The organism is Streptomyces sp. A01 (genome assembly GCF_059026195.1).
This window is the reverse complement of sequence record NZ_JBWLKN010000004.1, coordinates 202,105-220,646: the sequence shown is the minus strand read 5'-3', so window position 1 is coordinate 220,646 and position 18,542 is coordinate 202,105. Positions and strand designations below refer to the sequence as shown.

Below are 18,542 nucleotides of genomic sequence, written 5' to 3'. Positions count from 1 at the left end.
CACAGCGGTGAGCGCCCGGTTCACGGCATGATGATCATCAGCGCGTAGCGGACCGGCTGGGAGCCCAGACAGCGGAACCGCGAGCGGCCCCACAGCCGGAACCGCAGACAGTCGCCCGTCCTGACCTCGTACGTACCGCCGTTGGCGGTGATCTCCACCGCTCCGTCGAGCACCCAGATGTGCTGCTCCATGCCGGGCACGGGCGGCGGCTCGTCATAGGCGATGTCCGCGCCCGGCAGCAGGACGCCCTGGACGAGCTCGCCGCGCAGGCCCGGGTGGGGCGGGGACACGGCCGTACGGATGAACCCCGAGGTCTCGTCGCGCCACACCAGCTGGGCGGCGGCGGTCACCAGCTGCGGCGGCTCGGTCTCCGCCTCGGCGAGCAGCCGCGATGTCGTCCGCCCGTAGACCGCGCCCAGCTTGCCCAGCAGGGCCGCCGTCGGGCTGATCTCGCCGCGTTCCAGCCGCGACAGGGTGGAACGGCTGATACCCGTCCCCCGCGCCAGCTCCTCCAGCGACCAGCCGCGTTCCGTCCGCAGCTCCGCCAGCCGCTCCGCCAGCCGGGCCTCCACAGGATCGGAGCCCCCCGTGTCGCCGCCGGGCGTCGGCTCCGCTTCACCGCTTCTCATAAGAGAGAAGTTATCTCATATTTGAGAGACCGACCTAGTGCGGTCGTCCAGCGCACCCGTCCAGCACACCGCGGCAGCCGTCGTAGCAACCGTCGCTGCGGCCGGCAGCTGCCGTCGCGGAATCGCAGCGGCAGTCGTCGCGACCGGGGCCCGGTCGGACCGCACGCCGGGCGGCACCGCGCGCCACCTCCCGTGCCGCCGTCAGCCCATGTGATCAGCGCCCCAGCGCGGCCAGCGGGTCGTCGAGGACCGGCTGCCAGGCCAGTTCCGCCGCGCCCACCAGGCTGTTGTGGTCGAGCGTGCAGGGCAGGATCGGGACTCCGCCGCTGCGGCCCCACAGGCTGCGCTCGGCGACCACGGCGCGCAGCCGCTCGGGGTCGGCGTCGAGCAGTTCGCGGTGCAGCCCCCCGAGGATGATGCGGTCGGGGTTGAGGATGTTGACCAGCCCGGCGAGGCCGAGGCCGAGCCGGTCGATGAGCTGGTGGGCCGCGTTCCGTACGGTCGGGTCGCCGTACTCGCGGTGGAGCAGGTCGCGGGCCTGCTGGAGGAGCGAGACCTCCGGTCCGGGCGCGCGTTCCGCGGCGGTCAGGAAGGCGAGCGGGTCCGCCTCGACGTCGAGGCAGCCGCGACTGCCGCAGTAGCAGGGGCGGCCTTCCGGGTTGACGGTGAGGTGGCCGACCTCCAGGGCGAGACCGGAACTGCCGGTGTGCAAGCGGCCGTCGAGGACGAGCGCACCACCGACACCACGGTGCCCGGTGGCCACGCACAGCAGTTGCCGCGCGCCGCTGCCCGCGCCGTGGCGATGTTCCGCGAGGGCGGCGAGGTTGACGTCGTTTCCGGTGTGGCCGTGCGCCTCCGGGTCCGCCGCACCCGGCCCACTCCTCTCGTCCGAGGCCCCGGCAGGGCCGGGGATGCCGGCGGCGGCGAGGCTGCGCCGGAAGAGGTCGCGTACCGGAGCACCCGCCTCCCAGGCGACGTGCAGCGGGTTCAGCGCGGTGCCCTCCGGCTCCGCCACGGCCGAGGGGACCGCCAGCCCCGCACCGAGACAGCGCCGCCCCGTCTCCCGGAGGAGCCCGGCACCGGCCTCCACCACGGCGTCCAGCACGGCCGCCGGGTCCGCGGGCACAGCCATACAGCCGGGCGCTGTGGCGACGATCCGCCCACCGAGGCCGACAAGAGCCGCCCGGAAGCCGTCGGCGTGCACCTGCGCGGCGAGCACGACGGGGCCGCGCGGGGCGACGGTCAGCCGGTGGGAGGGGCGGCCCTGGGTACCGGCCGCGGCGCCGGGCCGCGAGTCCACCTGAATGAGTCCGAGCGCCTCAAGTTCGGCGGCGACCGCTCCGGCTGTGGCGCGGGTCACGCCGAGTTCGGCGGTGAGGACGGCGCGGGTGGGCGCGCGGCCGGTGTGTACGAGTTCCAGCGCCGGGCCCAGGGCGCTGCGGCCGCGTTCCAGTCTTGTCCGTGTCAGGGTCACGCCCCTATTCTGGCTTTGTGCCGACGCTAAACAAAATACGGACGGTCGCCTGGGGAGGACGCCGGACCACCACCGTGACTCCCGCCCTCGCCCGCCTCCGTACCGCGCTGACCGTTTTCTTCGCTCTCGACGGCTTCATCTTCGCCGGATGGGTCGTCCGCATCCCCGCCATCAAGCACCAGACCGGCGCCTCCGCCGGTGATCTCGGGCTCGCTTTGCTCGGCGTGTCCGGCGGCGCCGTCGCGACCATGATGTTCACCGGACGGCTCTGCCAGCGGTACGGGCACCAGCCCGTGACGGTCGCCGCCGCCGTCCTGCTCTCGCTGAGCGTCGCGCTGCCACCGCGCACCCACTCGGTGCTCTCCCTCGGACTGGTGCTGCTCGTCTTCGGCGCCGGATACGGGGCCCTGAACGTCGCCATGAACAGCGCGGCCGTCGATCTCGTCGCCGCCCTGCGCCGCCCCGTCATGCCCAGCTTCCACGCCGCCTTCAGCCTGGGCGGCATGCTGGGCGCCGGGCTGGGCGGACTGGTCGCCGCGCACTTGTCGGCCACCCGCCATCTGACGGCCCTCACCCTCATCGGCCTGGTCGTCGCTGTGGCCGCCGGGCGATCCCTGCTCGCACACCCGATCCCACGGCGCCCCCGCGAACAGCCGCCCGCGGCGGAGGGAAGCGCCCCCGCCGGACGCGCCCGCCTCCTGGTCGCCGTCCTCGGCCTCATCGCCCTGTGCACGGCGTACGGGGAGGGAGCCCTCGCTGACTGGGGCTCCCTCCATCTGGAGCAGGACCTCGACGCACACCCGGGCGTGGCCGCCGCCGGGTATGCGGTCTTCGCCGCCACCATGACCATCGGGCGGCTGTCAGGGACCGCACTCCTCGAACGCCTCGGCCAGACCCGGGCCCTCGTGGCGGGCGGGGCGACGGCAGCGGCCGGGATGCTGTTCGGCGCGCTCGCCCCGAACGTGTGGCTGGTGCTGCTCGGCTTCGCCGTCACCGGGCTCGGGCTGGCCAATATCTTCCCGATCGCCATCGAACGCGCGGGCGCTCTCACCGGGCCGAGCGGCGTAGCCGCCGCCTCCACCTTCGGTTACGGGGGCATGCTGTGCGGCCCGCCCGCGATCGGCTTCCTCGCCGACTGGTTCTCGCTGCCCACCGCACTGACGACCGTCGCACTGCTGGCGGCGGTCGCGGCCGTCGTCGCGTACACGACGCGCAACGCGCTCCGTCCGGCTGACGGCTGACGGCTGACGGCTGACGGCTGACGGCTGACGGCTGACGGCTGACGGCTGACGGTCAAGCGGGGAGCGCGGGCGGACGGTCTGCCTGATTGGCAGGGTGGTGGGATGGCGGGATGACGGTCGCGGACGAGCCCGGGGGATTGTCAGTGCCGCCTGCCAGACTCGGGACATGGACACCACCAAGCTGATCGACGTCCTCCATCGCGAGGGAGTTCTGCTGGCCGACGCCGCCGAGCGGGCCGGGCTTGACGCCGCCGTGCCCAGCTGCCCGGAGTGGGCTGTACGGGATCTCGTGACGCACACCGGCCGGGTGCACCGGTGGGCGACGGGTTTCGTGGCGGGCGCGCTGCCCGAGCCGGTCCACCCGCCGGAGGACCCGGGGCTGGACGGCCCCGCGTTGATCCGGTGGTTCAGGGACGGTCACCAAGCGCTGGTGAAGGCGCTCGCTGCGGCGCCGCCCGAGCTGTCGTGCTGGACGTTTCTGCCCGCCCCTTCGCCGCTGACCTTCTGGTCGCGGCGGCAGGCACACGAGACGGCGATCCACCGGGTGGACGCCGAACTGGCCGCGGGCTCGGGGGTGTCCGTGACCGACGCGGACTTCGCCGACGACGGCATCGACGAGTTGCTGATGGGGTTCCACGCCCGCGAGCGCAGCAAGGTGCGCAGCGACCGGCCAGGTGTGCTGCGGCTGCGCGCCACGGACACCGCGGCACGGTGGGCGGTCCAGCTCTCCGCGGGCCCGCCGGTCGCCGTGCGGGAGGACACGGCAACCGCCTCCAGCCACCCGCTGGTGCCGTCCGACCCGCACCCGCAGGGCGCCGAGGGCGCCGGAGAAGTGACGGAATGCGAGATCAGCGGATCGGTGGCGGATCTCTATCTGACCGTGTGGAACCGGCCGCCGAACGGTGAGATACGCACAACGGGAGACATCGGTCTGGCGCGCTTGTGGCGCGAGCACTCGCCGGTCGTCGGCTGACGGGCCGCGAGGGCGGCCGCAGCGGCAGCCAGCAGCAGCTTCGGCGGCTGGGTTAGCGACGGCGACCGCGACTGCGACGGCGACGGCGACGCTGACGGCGACCGCGACGGCGACGCTGACGGCGACGGCGCACAAGAAGAAGCCGAGAGGAAGAGGAACAGGCGGATGAGCGTCACAGGGGTGCGGCGGCGGCCACCGGCGGGCAGCCGTCCGCCGTGCGGACACGCCTCCCTCAACGGGCGGCGATGACCACCGACCGTGCGGGCGGGCATCGCGCCATGCCCGTTGACTCCCGGCTCGCCGACCAGGTGGTCTGGCAGTGCACCGGGCTGCGCTGGGACCGTGCGGCGGGTCCGGCGCTGTGCTGGCGCCATCCCGGGCACGGCGAGCGCGCCTCCCCGTTGCCGTCCGGGCGGCCCATCGCGTTCACCGCCGGCGCGGAGCGGCGCTGCGTCGGGGTCCGCCGAGCCGAGCGGCATACTCCGTGCCCGGTCGGCGCTCCCGTCCCGGAGTCGGCCGTGTCGGCGCAGTGCGCGGAGTGCGCCCGGCTCGACCGTTCGTACTCGGTGGCAGCCGACACCCGCACCGACGACCCCCGCCCGTACGACGTCTATCTCGCCTGGTTCGGCCCCGGGCTGGTCAAGGTCGGCATCACCGCCACCGAGCGCGAGGGCGTCCGGCTGCTCGAACAAGCCGCGCTGTCCTACGTGCTGCTGGGGCGCGGCCCGCTGATGGCCGCGCGCCGGGCTGAGGCCGTGCTGGGCGCCGCCCTCGCCCTGCCCGACCGCTTCCCGTACGCGGCGAAGCGTGCGGCCCGCGAGACGCTGCCTCCGCGTGGAGTCCGCGCGGCCGAACTCGCCGCTGCCCACGAGCGCGCGGGCACGCTGGACGGGCTGCCGGAATCCCTGCGCCTCCTGCCCTGCGCCCCCGTCCATCACGACGAGGCGTTCTCGCTGGACCGTCTGCTCGACGAGCTGTCCCGGGCCCCCGCCCAGCACGGGCAGCGGTCCGGCACATGGCGCTCCGCCACCCCGGGCGCGAGCGCGGGCGACGCACCGGACCCGCGCGATGTGCCGCAGACGGACGACATACCGGACGGGGACAGCGGGGCGGTCGCGGCAGGAGCGCGGGACCCAGGCGCCGGAGACATAGCGGACGGGCCCGCCATGGCGGAGTCGCCGTCCCCGCCCCACCGCCATGGACCGGGACCGGGACCGGGACCGGACCAGGGCCCCTCGGACCAGGCCCCCGACGACACCCCACGCACGTCGCCCGGCGTCATCCAGCTCACCGGACACCGCACGGTGGCGGGCTGGGTCGTGGCGGTGACCGGCCCTGATGTGTATCTGAGAGCGACGGACGGACGGCTGCTGCTGTTCGACGCCCGGCAGCTCGCGGGCTGGCCGCTGTCAGCGGCCCCGCTCTCAGCCGACACCACGGCGTCCGTCCGTACGACGCCCGCCCCCGGCCCGGCGCCCGAGCCGCTGTTCTGACCCGGCTGTTCCTGACCCGACTGTTCCTGATCCGGCTGCCGTGGTCGGGCTGCTGTGATCCGGCCTCCGCCGCGCTCCCGCGCCCGAGGGCCTGCCGACGCCTGCCGATGTGGGCGCCGTCAGCCGAGCCAGCCTGGCCGCACCAGCCCGGATTCGTAGGCGAGGACGACGAGTTGGGCCCGGTCGCGGGCGCCCAGCTTCACCATGGTGCGGCTGACGTGCGTCTTGGCCGTCAGCGGGCTGACCACGAGCCGCCGGGCGATCTCCTCGTTCGACAGGCCGATGCCGACGAGCGCCATCACCTCGCGCTCACGTTCGGTCAGCTCGTTCAGCCCGGCGGCGGCCGCGGGCTCCTTGGACCGAGCGGCGAACTCGGAGATCAGACGGCGCGTCACGCTCGGCGAGAGCAGCGCGTCACCGCCGACCACGGACCGCACGGCGCGCAGCAGTTCCTCGGGCTCGGTGTCCTTCACCAGGAATCCGGAGGCGCCGGAGCGGATCGCCTCGAAGACGTATTCGTCCAGCTCGAAGGTGGTGAGCATGACCACGCGCACCTCGCCGAGGCCCGCGTCCCGGGTGATCTCCCGGGTTGCCCCGAGCCCGTCGAGCACCGGCATCCGGATGTCCATGAGGACGACGTCGGGCCGCAGTTGGCGCACGTGGCGCAGGGCCTCCTCGCCGTCGGCTGCCTCGCCGACCACCTCGATATCGGCCTGGGCTGCCAGCAGTGCGCGGAACCCGGCGCGTACCAGCACTTGGTCATCGGCGAGCACGACGCGGATCACGGTGTCCCTAGCTTTCTTGTCGGGCTTCAGCTTTCCTGGTGCGCCTTCTCCGGCAGGGGGATGCGGGCGAGGACGCGGAACCCTCCCCCGGGGCGCGGCCCCGCCTCGACCGTGCCGCCGAACGCGGCGGCACGTTCCCGCATGCCGACCAGTCCGTTGCCGCCGGAGACGCTTTCCGCGCGACCTCCCTGGGCATCGGCCGCACTGGCCGGGCCGTCGTCTTCGACGACGAGTTCAAGACGGCGTGGTGCGTACCGCAGTTCCACGCGGGCGACGCGCGATCCGGAGTGGCGCACGATGTTGGTGAGTGCTTCCTGGATGATACGGAAGGCGGCGAGGTCGGCGCCCGGCGGCAGGCCGGTCCTGGCCCCCCGCACCGTGACTTCCACGGTCAGCCCGGCGGCCGAAGCCTGTTCCGTGAGCTCGCCCAGCCGGTCGAGCCCCGGGGCGGGTGAGCGCGGAGCGCTGCCCGGCGTGCGGAGGGTGTCCAGCACTTGCCGCACCTCCCCCAGCGCCTCCTTGCTGGCTCCCTTGATGGTGGTCAGCGCGGCCCGCGCCTGCTCGGGGTCCTGGTCGAGCAGGGCGAGTCCGACACCGGCCTGGACGTTGATGACGGAGATGCTGTGGGCGAGTACGTCGTGGAGTTCGCGCGCGATACGCAGCCGCTCCTCGTCCGCGCGGCGGCGCTCGGCCACCTCCCGCTCCACGCGTTCCCGGGTGAGCTGCTCGCGGCGGACCCGGGCGAGCTCGGACAACGCGAGGACGACGAGCGCCCAGGCGGCGATCCCCAGCTCCTGCCACCACCCGGCCGCTTCGTCCCCGGCCGGCGGCAGCCAGCGGTAGAGCCAGTGCGTGGCGAGGGCGTGGCCCACCCATGCCATGCCGACCGCGCACCAGGCGGCCAGCCGGTGGCCCGCGGTGACGGCGGCGAAGCACGCGAACGCGACGCTGAGGAAGATCGGCCCATACGCGTACCCCGCGCCCAGGTAGACCGTCACAACGGCGCAGGTGCCGAACACGACCAGCCGGGGATAGCGGTGCCGCAGCACCAGCATGGCGGGGCCGAGCACGAGCAGGAGACGGGCGAAGGCGTCGAGGCTCACACGGTCGGACTGGTTGTGGGAGGCGAAGTTCGACCCGCCGAGCTGGAAGAACGCCAGGACGGCCGAGGAGATCCACGGCAACCGCTGGTGCGGCAGACCGGCCCAGCGCTCCCACAAGGGCTCGCCGCGCCGCCACACCCCCCGGGGCCGCTCCTCGCCCGCTCTGAGGGCTCGTTCCTCGCTCATGCCGCAACGCTAGTCGGCGCCGGAACGTCGCGCGTCAGCCGACGGCGGTGCCTGCGGCTACTCCCTCGGGAGTAGCCCCACCTGGCGTGCGAGCCCGGCGGCGGCCTGGTCGAAGAACTCCTCACGGGCTTCGACGACGTGGTTGAACTGACCGAAGACCTCGAAGTTGACCAGGCCGAACAGCTGCGCCCAGGTCGCCGTGAGACCGGCCAGCACCGGCGCGGGCAGATCCACCCCGAGTTGCTCGGCGAGCCGCGCCGCGTCGTCCCGCACCGGCTTCGGGGCGGTCGGCTCAGCGGACTCGTGCAGAGCTCCCGCCTCATGGGCATCGCGGAGTACGGCGATGAGGGCGAGGCCGACGCGGGCGGCGGGCGCCGCCGTGTCCTGCGGTGCGGTGTAGCCGGGCACGGGCGAACCGTAGATCAGCGCGTACTCGTGCGGGTGGGCCAGCGCCCATTCCCGTACAGCACGGCAGACGGCGGCCCAGCGGACGGCCGGTGCGCCGTCGGCCTCCGCCGCGAGCGCGGACTCCGCCGCCTCCCCCAGCGCGTCGTAGGCGTCGACGATGAGGGCGGTCAGCAGGTCGTCCCGGCTGGGGAAGTAGCGGTAGAGAGCGGAGGAGACCATCCCCAGCTCCCGGGCGACAGCGCGCAGGGACAACTTGGCCGCTCCCTCGCGGGCCAGCTGCCGCCGCGCCTCTTCCTTGATCGCCGCTGTCACTTCGCCACGGGCCCGTTCCCGGGCGCCTCTGATCGCACTCATGGGCACCAGTCTGCCATCCCTCGCGAGCACCGGACAGAAACGAGAGCACCGCTCTTGCATTGCGCTCACGGGTCGTGCACACTGATCTCAAGCGAGAGCAGTGCTCTCTCAAGGAAGGTGGCATGTCATGGCGCATTACATGAAGCCGGGCCGGTTCGAGAGCCGCGTGGTCGGCGGCGGCGTGGCCTGGCTGGCCCGGCGGGGCATCTCCCTGTTCGGCAGCGCCGAGTTGTCCGTGCGGGGCCGCACATCGGGAGAGTGGCGCAGCGTCCCCGTCAATCCCCTGACGCTCGACGGCCAGCGCTATCTGGTGGCCGCGCGCGGCCACACCCAGTGGGTGCGCAACATGCGGGCGGCGGGCGGCGGCCAGCTCAGAAAGGGGCGCCATGTCCAGCCGTTCGACGCACAGGAGCTGCCTGAAGGCGAGGAGAAGACCAAGGCGCTACGGGCGTATCTGACCCGGTGGGGCTTTGAGGTGGGCACCTTCTTCGACGGCGTGACCGGGAAGTCGACCGACGAGGAACTGGCCGCCGTCGGTCCCCGCCATCCGATCTTCAAGATCACGGAAAACGGCCACGTCATACGCTCCGCTCGCGCCGCCCGCCGAGCGGCCGCCTGACGGCGCACGGGCCCGGATCGGCGTGAGGCGCCGCCACCCGCCCGCGTCCGCCCACCCGGCGCTGCACCCGGCCCCCGGCAGTCGTGGTCGGCACCCGCGCCATGAGAAGCCTCTGCGGGCTGCGGGGCTAGCCGCGGTCGACGGCGGTCAGCACGCGACGGACCGAGGGGTGCGTCCGGACGATCTCGGCCAGGGTCGTCGTTCCGCGAGTGATCTTCGCGAAGGTCCGCCAGGCGGGGCGGAAGCCGGTGATCGCCGCGTGCACCACGCCCGGCCGCCGCTCGAAAGCCGACAGCAGCCGACGGCCGACCCCCATCTCCACCCCCAGGCCCGACTTGATGGCGAAGGCGTAGTTCAGGGCCTGCCGACGCGCGTCGACCGCGTCGTGTGCCTCGGCTATTCGCACCGCCCACTCGCCCGCCAGCCGTCCCGAGCGCAGCGCGAAGGAGATGCCCTCCCGGGTCCACGGCTCCAGCAGACCCGCCGCGTCACCACAGACAAGCACCCGCCCACGGGAGAGCGGCGAGTCATCGGCCCGGCAGCGCGTCAGATGTCCCGAGGAGACGCTCGGCTCGAATCCGGCGAGCCCGAGCCGGGCGATGAAGTCCTCCAGGTAGCGCTTGGTGTCCGCTCCCTCGCCACGCGCCGAGATGACGCCGACGGTGAGGGTGTCACCCTTGGGGAAGACCCAGCCGTAACTGCCGGGTATGGGCCCCCAGTCGATCTGGACGCGCCCCGCCCAGTCCTCGGCGACGGTCGGCGGCACGGGGATCTCCGCCTCAAGACCGAGGTCGACCTGGTCGACCTTGACGCCCACATGCGCCCCTATCCGGCTGGCGCTGCCGTCCGCGCCCACAACGGAGCGCGCCAGGATCGTCTCCTCCTCGCGCTCCCCCGAAGCGGCCACCTGGGAGACCACGACGGCGACGGTGCGCCGGTCGGGGACCGACGGGCCGTGCTGCTCCACCCGCAGGACGGTGACGCCCGTGCGCAGCGCCGCCCCGGCCGCCTTGGCCGACTCGACCAGACCCGCGTCGAACTCGGGCCGGTTGATCAGACCGAACAGCATCTGCTTGGAACGGCGCGTGCGGGACAGCTTGCCGTTCAGCGAGAAGGTCACCGCGTGCACACGGTCCCGCAGCGGAAGCTCGAAGCCCGGCGGCAGCGACTCCCGCGAGGGCCCGATGATGCCGCCACCGCAGGTCTTGTAGCGGGGCAGCTCGGCCTTCTCCAGCAGCAGCACCCGTCGGCCCGCGCAGGCGGCGGCGTACGCGGCGGACGCTCCCGCAGGGCCCGCGCCCACCACGACGACGTCCCACGCCGACTCACTGTCCTCGGCCGCGCTGCCGCCGTTGACACTGTTCTCGCCGCTGTTGTCGCTGCTCACGATGCGCTTCTACTCCCGCTCGACCACTCGCTCCGGCTACCGCTCGCATCCTACGGCGCGCCGCTCAGCGGCCCCACTGTGGGAAGATCGATCGACCATTCGCCCGTACGTACGGACATAACGCCGCGCCTACAAGGAGCGTTCCATGGAGCAGGGACCACTTCGCCAGCCCGACAACGCCGCGCTCGCTCAGACCGTCGCCTCGCTCCAGCCCCGGGCCCTGTCGGAGCTGGCCGAGCTGGTGGCTTTCCAGTCGGTCGCCGACCCGGCCCAGTTCCCCAAGAGCGAGTGTGAGGCTGCGGCCAAGTGGGTGGCCGACGCGCTGCACGCAGAGGGCTTCGAGGACGTGGCGCTGCTGGACACCCCGGACGGCACGCAGTCCGTGTACGGGTTCCTGCCGGGACCGGCGGGCGCGCCGACCGTCCTGCTCTACGCGCACTACGACGTGCAGCCGCCGCTGGACGAGAGCGCCTGGATATCGCCGCCCTTCGAGCTCACCGAGCGCGACGGACGCTGGTACGGGCGGGGCGCCGCCGACTGCAAGGGCGGCTTGATCATGCACCTGACGGCGCTGCGGGCGCTGAAAGCCCACGGCGGCGTCCCCGTCAACGTCAAGGTCATCTGCGAGGGCTCGGAGGAGCAGGGCACCGGTGGTCTTGAGCGGTACGCCGAGGCCCATCCGGAGCTGCTGGCGGCGGACACGATCGTCATCGGCGACACCGGCAACTTCCGGGTGGGGCTGCCGACCGTGACGGCGACCCTCCGTGGCATGACGCTGGTCCGGGTCCAGGTGGACACCCTTGAGGGCAACCTGCACTCCGGTCAGTTCGGCGGCGCCGCCCCGGACGCGCTCGCCGCCCTTATCCGGGCGCTTGACTCGCTGCGCGACAAGGACGGTTCGACCACCGTCCAGGGTCTGGAGTCCGATGCGAGCTGGGAGGGCCTGGAGTACCCGGAGGCCGACTTCCGCAAGGACGCGAAGGTGCTCGACGGGGTGAGCCTGATCGGCACGGGCACGGTCGCCGACCGGGTCTGGGCACGTCCGGCGGTCACTGTCCTGGGGATCGACTGCCCGCCGGTGATCGGCGCCACGCCCTCGGTGCAGGCGAGCGCCCGGGCCCTGGTGAGCCTGCGGGTGCCCCCGGGCACGGACGCCGCCAAGGCCACCGAACTGCTCAGCGCACACCTGGAAGCGGCGGTTCCGTGGGGCGCGCGCATCTCGGTGGAGCAGGTCGGCCAGGGCCAGCCGTTCCGCGCCGACACCGGCAGCCCGGCGTACGCGTCGATGGCGGAGGCCCTGCGGATCGCCTACGACGGCCAGGAGATGCAGACCTCCGGCATGGGCGGCTCCATCCCGCTGTGCAACACCCTGGCCTCGCTCTACCCGGCAGCCGAGATCCTGCTCATCGGGCTGAGCGAGCCGGAGGCGCAGATCCACGCGGTCAACGAGAGCGTGTCGCCGCAGGAGCTGGAGCGGCTCTCGCTGGCGGAGGCGCTGTTCCTCACCAAGTTCGCGGCGAGCGTCGCGGCCTAGCCGCACAGGTCACCGGTGGCGGGTCGGCCGAGCCCGCCACCCGCGACCCGGCCGCGCGGCCGCCGCCCTCCGGCCCCGACTGTCGCGGCCAGCGAGGGGGGTGGGTGTGTCGCTCACCGTGGCAACGCGTCGGGGACTCGTCGCGGAGATCCGGCCCCCCGGTGCCGTACGCGCTGCTCACAGTGGTTGCCCCACGGGCGCGGCCAAGGGCCGGTGCGAGGCCCGGGCACGGGGTGGGGCCGGGCGGCCGACGTGGCCGGACGGTTCACGCGGGGTAGGGGTCACCGCCGACGGGGACACCGGCCTCCAGATTGAGCGGGCAGCCGCGTTCGCGCGCCCGCAGCGCCCAGCGCAGCCTGGTCAGCCGCACGGGCGGCAGCAGTCCGGCGGCCTCTGACTCGGTGACGAAGCGCCAGCCGCGCAGTTCGGCACCCGGCAACAGCAGTTCGCCCGCCTCCCCGCTGCTGAGCCTGCCGCCGTCGAAGAGCAGTCGGAGGCCGCCATAAGCGGGAGGTCTGGGCGGTTCCCAGTCCACGACCAGCAGCCGGAGCGGGCTGCGGAGGCGTACGCCCAGCTCCTCGCCGACCTCGCGGATTCCGGCCTCAGCGGGGGGCTCGCCGGGTTCGACGACGCCACCGGGGAATTCCCAGCCGGGCTTGTACGTCGGATCGACCAGCAGCACCCGGTCGCTCTCGTCGAAGAGCAGCACCCCGGCGGCCAGGGTCTCGGCCGTAGGTTCCGGAGTCTGCACGATGTCGCACGCTCCGGCGCCGCCCTGGACCGCCTCCATGACGCACTCGGCGGTCTGCCGTGGGGTGAGCCCGTCGGTGCGCACCAGATACGCGTCGGCTTTGAGCCAGGGCAGCGCGGCCCGGTACTGGGCGAGATGATCCGCGCTCCACTGGCGCGCGGACTCGTTCGCTCCGGGCTGACCTGCGGGTTCCTCACGGCTGGCGATGCGCTCGCGAAGGATCGTTTCCTCCGCGTGCAGCAGTACATGCCGCACCGGTATACGGCGCGAAGCGTAGCCACCGAATATCTCGTCTCGATAGTCCTGCCGCAGCAGCGTCATGGGCACTACCAGCACCCCCTCAAGTTCGGTGAGAAGGGCCGCCCCGGTGTCCACGACGAGGCGGCGCCAGGCGGACAGGTCCTGGTAGTCCGTCACCTCTTCCCAGCGCTTGCCCGGCAGCATCTGCCGTAAGCCGCCCCCGACCAGCTCCGGGTCGAAGAGCGTGCTGCCGGGCAGTAGATCCAGCAGCTCGCGAGCCGCACTGGTCTTACCCACGCCGAACGTGCCGTTCAGCCAGACGATCACGGTTCCCCCTCCTCGGTCGCCCTCTGTGAGTTGCCCGCATCACCCTGCCACGAAAACGCGGCCTGGCACCGTAGGGGAATGGCCAGCTGCCGTCAGGCAGCCGCGCCGGGACCGGGCCGGGCGGGATGACACCAGCACGCCGGCGGGGACGTGGACCACGTCCTGTACGGCAACTACGGCAACTACGGCAACGGTCCGGTGGACACCTCTCGCCGGCCGCCGGTCACCGGTCACCTCTCGCCGGTAACCAGCCACCGGTAACCCGTCGCCTGCTGTCCGTCGCCCGTCACGTCGGCGGCCGGGGCGCGCGGCTGTTGTTCCCAGGCCGCCGCCTGGTGACTGCCAGCTGCTGGCCGTCGCGCCTTGGGCCTGACGGATCGACGGCTGCCCTCGTCCGCCACCGTGACCGTGACCTGGCGTCAGCGAACATGTCACCCGGCGGACCCATCCGCCATCCAGCGAGGGGAGCCGCGCCTTGAGGTGTGGGGAAATCGCTTCTCTGGGCTGTTCTGACCTCAACTGTGCATATGGGACCGCATTGTTGACTTTCGCCGACTAGATGCCCGTGATGTGTATGGTGATCGTCGTGATTGTGGTGCGGACGGTTCGCCGGTACTCCGGCGGCGTGTATGACTTGGGGCTGCACGTGGTGTGGTGCCCGAAGTACCGCCGCCGGGTCCTGGGCGGCCGGGTCGCGGTCCGGCTGCGCGAGCTGATCGAGGCCAAGCCCGCCGAGCAGGGCTGGGAGATCACCGCCCTTGAGGTGATGCCCGACCACATGCACCTGTCCGTCAAGCACGAGCCGAAGGCATCCGCGTCCTACGTCGCGCACCAGTTCAAGGGCTTTCCCTCGCGCGTGCTCCGCCAGGAGTACCCATACCTGAAGCCTCAGATGCCCACCCTGTGGTCGTCATCGTTCTTCGCCACCTCAGTCGGCGCGGCCGGCACGGACACGGTGGACAAGTACATCAACACCCAGTGGGAACGCCCCGGGACGAAGAAGCAGAAGAGGGGAAAGGGGGAAGCCGGGCGTGCACCGCGCGTATAAGTTCCTCCTGCGCCCCACCGTCCGCCAGAGCGTGGCCTTGTCCGAGATGCTGCGGGATCACTGCTCTCTCTACAACGGCGCGTTGCAAGAACGCCGCGACGCCTACCGGCACGCCTCGAAGACGAGCGTGAAGTACGGGCAGCAGTCCGCGCAGCTGAGGGACATCCGGGCGTTCGACCCCGAGCGGCAGGGCCGCTGGTCCTTCTCCAGCCAGCAAGCCACCTTACGCCGTCTCGACAAGGCGATGCAGGCGTTCTTCCGCCGCATCAAGGTCGGCGAGAAGCCTGGCTACCCGCGCTTTCGTGGCGTGAACTGGTTCGACACGGTGGACTTCCCCAAGGACGGCGACGGCTGCCGATGGGATTCCACGCCGCACGACCGCGTCACCCGCGTGCGGCTGCAAGGCGTCGGGCACGTCCGCGTGCATCAGCACCGCCCGGTTGCGGGGCGGGTCAAGACCGTGTCCGTCAAGCGCGAGGGACGACAGTGGTATGTCATCCTCGCCTGCGACGACGTACTCGCCCAATCGCTCCCCGCGACCGGTGCCGTGACCGGCATCGACATGGGCATCGCCCACTTCCTCACCACGTCCCAGGGTGAGCACCAGCCCAACCCGAGGCACGCACGACGCGACGCAGGGGCCCTCGCCGATGCTCAGCGAGCGCTTAAGAGGTTCCCGCGTTGTAAGCGGGAGAACCGCACAGCAAAGCACCGTCGGGCGGTTGAGAAGGTCGCCACGCTGCACCGCAAAGTGCGGCGTCAGCGCACCGACCACGCGCACAAGACCGCGCTGGCGATGGTCCGCGCCTACGACGTCATCGCGCACGAGCGCCTGAGTATCGCGAACATGATCCGCGCCCCTAAGCCCAAGCCTGACCCCCAGAGCCCCGGCACGTTCCTTGCGAACGGTGCCGCCGCGAAGGCCGGGCTGAACAGAAGCATCTACGACGCGGGTTGGGGGGTGTTCCTGGGCATCCTCGCGCACAAGGCTGAAAGCGCCGGTCGTGTACTGATCCCAGTGGACCCCCGCAACACCTCCCGCACCTGCCCCGCCTGCGGGCACGTGTCCGGCGAGAACCGCACCACACAAGAGAAGTTCGAGTGCACCCAGTGCGGCCACACCGCCAACGCCGATCAGGTCGGCGCACTCAACGTCGCCATCAGGGCCGGGCTGGCCCTTCCCGACGTGGCCTAGCCACCGACGGGAGAAGCCACCCGGATTCATCCGGGAGGAGGAGTCACGACGATGACGGGCAGCCCTGCCTCGTCTATCACGTCGTGCACCGTGATCACGCCGGAGTGCCGGATGCGGGCGGCGGCCCGGGCCTCCCGCCGCATGCGCGTCCGGAGATCGGCCAGTTCCTCCGGGGAGGCGTCGGTGAAGGCGCGGAGCACCTTGACCGCGACCTCCCGGCCGAGCACTTCATCGACTGCCGCGCAGACCACGCCCATGCCACCACGGCCGAGCTGGTGCGTCACGCGATACCGCCCGCCCAGCACCCTGCCGGTCAGGTCCGTGCTGCTGTCCCCCGTTGTCACTGCCGGTGTCCCCTCGTGCCCTCTTCACCGCGCTTGAGCTCGCGCGCCTAGCCGACCTCAGCTTAGGGCTCGCCGGTCACGGACCGACGCGCTCCGCGGAGCGGCGATCCGCCGTCGGCCGGAACCCGGGGAGCCCACCAGCGCGGGCCGCCGCCGCGGCGGCGCCGACCAGTCCGGCGTCGTTACCCATCTGAGCTGGGACGACGTCCAGTTCGCTGACGAAGGAGAGGGTCGCGTAGCTCCGCAGGGCGCGCCGCAGTGGCACGAAAAGGACATCACCGGCGCCCGCCACGCCACCGCCGATCACCGCCAACTCGACCTCGACGAGCGTGGCCGTCGCCGCGATCCCGGCGGCCAGAGCCTGCGCGGCGCGCTCGTAGGAGGCGCGGGCGACCGGGTCCCCGGCGCGCGCCGCCGCGGCGACCGCGGCGGCGTTCACCCCGTCGGGGCCGGGCCTCCAGCCGTTGGCGACGGCCCGCAGCGCGATATTGGGGCCGCTGGCGATGCGCTCGACGCAGCCACGGCTGCCACAGGGGCAGGCGTCGCCGTCGAGATCGACGCTGATGTGGCCGATGTGTCCCGCGTTGCCGGTGGGACCAAGGAGTGGCTGGCCGCCCAGGATCAGGCCGCCGCCCACACCGGTGGAGACGACCATGCAGAGCGCGTCGGTGCGCCCGCGGGCGGCGCCTTGCCAGTGTTCGGCCGCCGCCATCGCGACGCCGTCGCCGACCAGGGTCACCGGCAGGTCGCCGACCGCCGCGCGCACCTCGCTGACCAGCGGGAAGTCACGCCAGCCGGGAATGTTGACCGGGCTGACGGTGCCGACCGAGGCGTCTACGGGGCCCGCGCTGCCGATACCGAGGGCGGTGACGCGCGACCACTGCGGCGCGGCCGCCAGTTCCCCGATGACGGCGGACACCGCCCGCATCACGGTCGCGCCGTCCGTCTGGGCGGGGGTGGGGCGCCGCGCCCGTACGGTCAGTGCCCCGGCTCCGTCCACCAGAGCACCCGCGATCTTGGTGCCACCGATGTCCAGCGCGGCGACGAGTTCCTCTGGCATACGACGGTCTCCTGACAGGCGGATGGGAACTGGCTGTTCGGGGCGGAGCGGAAGCCGAATGTACGCGGCTTGCCCACGGCTTCGGGGGGCGGGTGAGGACGGCTGCCGTTCCGGTCCCGGTACCGACCTCACTCGACCTATGACAACGTTATCCAAAGGCTATGCTCGACACCACGCCGCCACCCGACAACCCAGCGACAGGACGAGCGCACCGTGACTGACCCGGCCTGGGGCACCACACCACGCAACGGCACCACCTCGCCCCGCTATGGCAACCGGCCCACCATGAAGGACGTCGCGGCGCGAGCCGGAGTCGGCCTGAAGACCGTCTCGCGGGTGGTCAACGGCGAACCAGGCGTCACACCCGACACCGAGCGACGCGTGCAGGAGGCCATCACCGCGCTCGGCTTCCGGCGCAACGACAGCGCCCGCATCCTGCGCAAGGGCCGCACGGCGAGCATCGGCCTCGTCCTCGAAGACCTGGCCGACCCCTTCTACGGGCCGCTGAGCCGCGCCGTCGAAGAGGTCGCCCGCGCCCACGGCGCCCTGCTCATCAACGGTTCCAGCGCCGAGGACCCGGCCCGCGAACAGGAACTCGTCCTCGCGCTGTGCGCACGCCGCGTCGACGGCCTCGTGGTCATCCCAGCCGGTGACGACCACCGCTATCTGGACCCGGAGATCATCGCCGGAGTCGCCACCGTCTTCGTGGACCGGCCCGCCGGGCGCATCGACTCCGACGCCGTGCTGTCCGACAGCTACGGCGGTGCCCGCGACGCGGTCGCCCATCTCATCGCGCACGGACACCGGCGGATCGGTTTCATCGGCGACCAGCCCCGCATCCACACCGCCGTCGAGCGGCTGCGCGGCTACCGCGCCGCGATGGCGCAGGCCGGACTGGCCGTGGACGAGGCGTGGATCTCCCTCGGCCCGACCGATCCCAGCCGGGTGCGGTCGGCGACCGAGGCGATGCTGGCCGGGCCCGAGCCGGTGACCGCGCTCTTCGCGGGCAACAACCGGGTGACGGTCACGGTCGTGCGGGTCCTCGCCGGTCAGCCGGGCCGGGCCGCCCTCGTGGGCTTCGACGACTTCGAGCTGGCCGACCTGCTCTCCCCCGCCGTCACCGTGGTGGCGCAGGACGCCGCCCAACTCGGCCGGACCGCGGCGACCATGCTCTTCCGCCGTCTCGAAGGCGCCGCCGGAGCGCCTCAGCGCGTGGTGCTGCCCACCCGCCTGATCGCACGCGGCTCCGGCGAACTGCCGCCGACGCGCGTGCCGTAGCGCCCGGGGTCCGCGACGCGCCCGCCGCGCCGCGGGGCGCGTGGTGAGGGCGTGCTGAGGGCGTGCTGAGCGGCGGGAGGCGGGGGCGGGGCTTTCGGCACCAAGGCGGTCAT

At 72.6% G+C, this 18,542-nt stretch carries 16 protein-coding genes and 1 pseudogene; 8 read left to right on the top strand and 9 right to left on the bottom strand.

Annotation, left to right across the window (positions count from 1 at the left end; all coding sequences use genetic code 11):
• Positions 1 to 20: 20 nt before the first annotated feature.
• Together AC5P1B_RS07165 and AC5P1B_RS07160 are read right to left on the bottom strand one after the other, a co-directional pair.
• On the bottom strand, positions 21 to 629 hold the full coding sequence (locus AC5P1B_RS07165; protein ID WP_493885695.1) for a helix-turn-helix domain-containing protein: 609 nt from the start codon (positions 627 to 629) through the stop codon (positions 21 to 23).
• A gap of 214 nt (positions 630 to 843) precedes the next feature.
• Positions 844 to 2,103, bottom strand: a complete 1,260-nt coding sequence (locus tag AC5P1B_RS07160) for an ROK family protein (RefSeq protein ID WP_493885694.1) — start codon at positions 2,101 to 2,103, stop codon at positions 844 to 846.
• Positions 2,104 to 2,120: 17 nt separating this feature from the next.
• On the opposite strand from AC5P1B_RS07160, the gene AC5P1B_RS07155 reads away from it, so the two are divergent.
• The 3 genes from AC5P1B_RS07155 (at position 2,121) to AC5P1B_RS07145 (ending at position 5,810) form a co-directional block, all read left to right on the top strand.
• On the top strand, positions 2,121 to 3,344 hold the full coding sequence (locus AC5P1B_RS07155; protein WP_493885693.1) for an MFS transporter: 1,224 nt from the start codon (positions 2,121 to 2,123) through the stop codon (positions 3,342 to 3,344).
• A gap of 166 nt (positions 3,345 to 3,510) precedes the next feature.
• Positions 3,511 to 4,317 (top strand): maleylpyruvate isomerase family mycothiol-dependent enzyme, encoded by an 807-nt coding sequence (locus AC5P1B_RS07150; RefSeq protein ID WP_493885692.1) that lies wholly within the window; start codon positions 3,511 to 3,513, stop codon positions 4,315 to 4,317.
• Positions 4,318 to 4,562: 245 nt separating this feature from the next.
• Positions 4,563 to 5,810 (top strand): DUF2797 domain-containing protein, encoded by a 1,248-nt coding sequence (locus AC5P1B_RS07145; protein WP_493885691.1) that lies wholly within the window; start codon positions 4,563 to 4,565, stop codon positions 5,808 to 5,810.
• Between the two features lie 119 nt (positions 5,811 to 5,929).
• Here the strand turns inward: AC5P1B_RS07145 and AC5P1B_RS07140 are convergent, their stop codons facing one another.
• The 3 genes from AC5P1B_RS07140 to AC5P1B_RS07130 are packed head-to-tail and all read right to left on the bottom strand — an operon-like array spanning position 5,930 to position 8,646.
• Positions 5,930 to 6,595, bottom strand: a complete 666-nt coding sequence (locus AC5P1B_RS07140; RefSeq protein WP_493885690.1) for a response regulator — start codon at positions 6,593 to 6,595, stop codon at positions 5,930 to 5,932.
• 26 nt (positions 6,596 to 6,621) lie between these two features.
• Positions 6,622 to 7,884 (bottom strand): sensor histidine kinase, encoded by a 1,263-nt coding sequence (locus AC5P1B_RS07135; RefSeq protein WP_493885689.1) that lies wholly within the window; start codon positions 7,882 to 7,884, stop codon positions 6,622 to 6,624.
• A gap of 57 nt (positions 7,885 to 7,941) precedes the next feature.
• Entirely contained in the window at positions 7,942 to 8,646 is a 705-nt protein-coding gene (locus tag AC5P1B_RS07130) for a TetR/AcrR family transcriptional regulator (RefSeq protein ID WP_493885688.1), read from the bottom strand.
• Positions 8,647 to 8,773: 127 nt separating this feature from the next.
• On the opposite strand from AC5P1B_RS07130, the gene AC5P1B_RS07125 reads away from it, so the two are divergent.
• The gene (locus tag AC5P1B_RS07125) at positions 8,774 to 9,265 is read left to right on the top strand and encodes a nitroreductase family deazaflavin-dependent oxidoreductase (protein ID WP_493885687.1); all 492 of its coding nucleotides are present in this window, start codon (positions 8,774 to 8,776) and stop codon (positions 9,263 to 9,265) included.
• A 127-nt stretch (positions 9,266 to 9,392) separates the two neighbouring features.
• Here the strand turns inward: AC5P1B_RS07125 and AC5P1B_RS07120 are convergent, their stop codons facing one another.
• Entirely contained in the window at positions 9,393 to 10,652 is a 1,260-nt protein-coding gene (locus AC5P1B_RS07120; protein ID WP_493885686.1) for a geranylgeranyl reductase family protein, read from the bottom strand.
• A 145-nt stretch (positions 10,653 to 10,797) separates the two neighbouring features.
• On the opposite strand from AC5P1B_RS07120, the gene AC5P1B_RS07115 reads away from it, so the two are divergent.
• On the top strand, positions 10,798 to 12,186 hold the full coding sequence (locus tag AC5P1B_RS07115; RefSeq protein ID WP_493885685.1) for a dipeptidase: 1,389 nt from the start codon (positions 10,798 to 10,800) through the stop codon (positions 12,184 to 12,186).
• Positions 12,187 to 12,451: 265 nt separating this feature from the next.
• On the opposite strand, the gene AC5P1B_RS07110 is transcribed toward AC5P1B_RS07115, so the two are convergent.
• The gene (locus AC5P1B_RS07110) at positions 12,452 to 13,504 is read right to left on the bottom strand and encodes an NUDIX domain-containing protein (RefSeq protein ID WP_493885684.1); all 1,053 of its coding nucleotides are present in this window, start codon (positions 13,502 to 13,504) and stop codon (positions 12,452 to 12,454) included.
• A 568-nt stretch (positions 13,505 to 14,072) separates the two neighbouring features.
• Between AC5P1B_RS07110 and tnpA the strand changes: the two genes are divergently transcribed.
• Together tnpA and AC5P1B_RS07100 are read left to right on the top strand one after the other, a co-directional pair.
• On the top strand, positions 14,073 to 14,552 hold the full coding sequence (gene tnpA, locus AC5P1B_RS07105) for an IS200/IS605 family transposase (RefSeq protein WP_493885813.1): 480 nt from the start codon (positions 14,073 to 14,075) through the stop codon (positions 14,550 to 14,552).
• Positions 14,536 to 15,747, top strand: a complete 1,212-nt coding sequence (locus AC5P1B_RS07100; protein ID WP_493885683.1) for an RNA-guided endonuclease InsQ/TnpB family protein — start codon at positions 14,536 to 14,538, stop codon at positions 15,745 to 15,747. Before tnpA ends, AC5P1B_RS07100 begins: the two co-directional genes overlap by 17 nt.
• A 44-nt stretch (positions 15,748 to 15,791) precedes the next feature.
• Here the strand turns inward: AC5P1B_RS07100 and AC5P1B_RS07095 are convergent.
• Positions 15,792 to 16,091: pseudogene (locus AC5P1B_RS07095) on the bottom strand (protein kinase domain-containing protein); the annotation flags it as partial.
• 76 nt (positions 16,092 to 16,167) lie between these two features.
• Entirely contained in the window at positions 16,168 to 17,151 is a 984-nt protein-coding gene (locus AC5P1B_RS07090; RefSeq protein WP_493885682.1) for an ROK family protein, read from the bottom strand.
• Between the two features lie 285 nt (positions 17,152 to 17,436).
• On the opposite strand from AC5P1B_RS07090, the gene AC5P1B_RS07085 reads away from it, so the two are divergent.
• Positions 17,437 to 18,429, top strand: a complete 993-nt coding sequence (locus AC5P1B_RS07085; protein WP_493885812.1) for a LacI family DNA-binding transcriptional regulator — start codon at positions 17,437 to 17,439, stop codon at positions 18,427 to 18,429.
• Positions 18,430 to 18,542 lie beyond the last annotated feature (113 nt).

What these genes read in the sequence shown, in the direction of transcription:
- tnpA (WP_493885813.1), top strand. Translation starts at nt 14,073, where the DNA reads ATGTGTATGGTGATCGTCGTGATTGTGGTGCGGACGGTTCGCCGGTAC.
- AC5P1B_RS07145 (WP_493885691.1), top strand. Translation starts at nt 4,563, where the DNA reads ATGACCACCGACCGTGCGGGCGGGCATCGCGCCATGCCCGTTGACTCC.
- AC5P1B_RS07085 (WP_493885812.1), top strand. Translation starts at nt 17,437, where the DNA reads ATGAAGGACGTCGCGGCGCGAGCCGGAGTCGGCCTGAAGACCGTCTCG.
- AC5P1B_RS07165 (WP_493885695.1), bottom strand. Translation starts at nt 629, where the DNA reads ATGAGAAGCGGTGAAGCGGAGCCGACGCCCGGCGGCGACACGGGGGGC.
- AC5P1B_RS07090 (WP_493885682.1), bottom strand. Translation starts at nt 17,151, where the DNA reads ATGCCAGAGGAACTCGTCGCCGCGCTGGACATCGGTGGCACCAAGATC.
- AC5P1B_RS07130 (WP_493885688.1), bottom strand. Translation starts at nt 8,646, where the DNA reads ATGAGTGCGATCAGAGGCGCCCGGGAACGGGCCCGTGGCGAAGTGACA.
- AC5P1B_RS07115 (WP_493885685.1), top strand. Translation starts at nt 10,798, where the DNA reads ATGGAGCAGGGACCACTTCGCCAGCCCGACAACGCCGCGCTCGCTCAG.
- AC5P1B_RS07125 (WP_493885687.1), top strand. Translation starts at nt 8,774, where the DNA reads ATGGCGCATTACATGAAGCCGGGCCGGTTCGAGAGCCGCGTGGTCGGC.
- AC5P1B_RS07150 (WP_493885692.1), top strand. Translation starts at nt 3,511, where the DNA reads ATGGACACCACCAAGCTGATCGACGTCCTCCATCGCGAGGGAGTTCTG.
- AC5P1B_RS07135 (WP_493885689.1), bottom strand. Translation starts at nt 7,884, where the DNA reads ATGAGCGAGGAACGAGCCCTCAGAGCGGGCGAGGAGCGGCCCCGGGGG.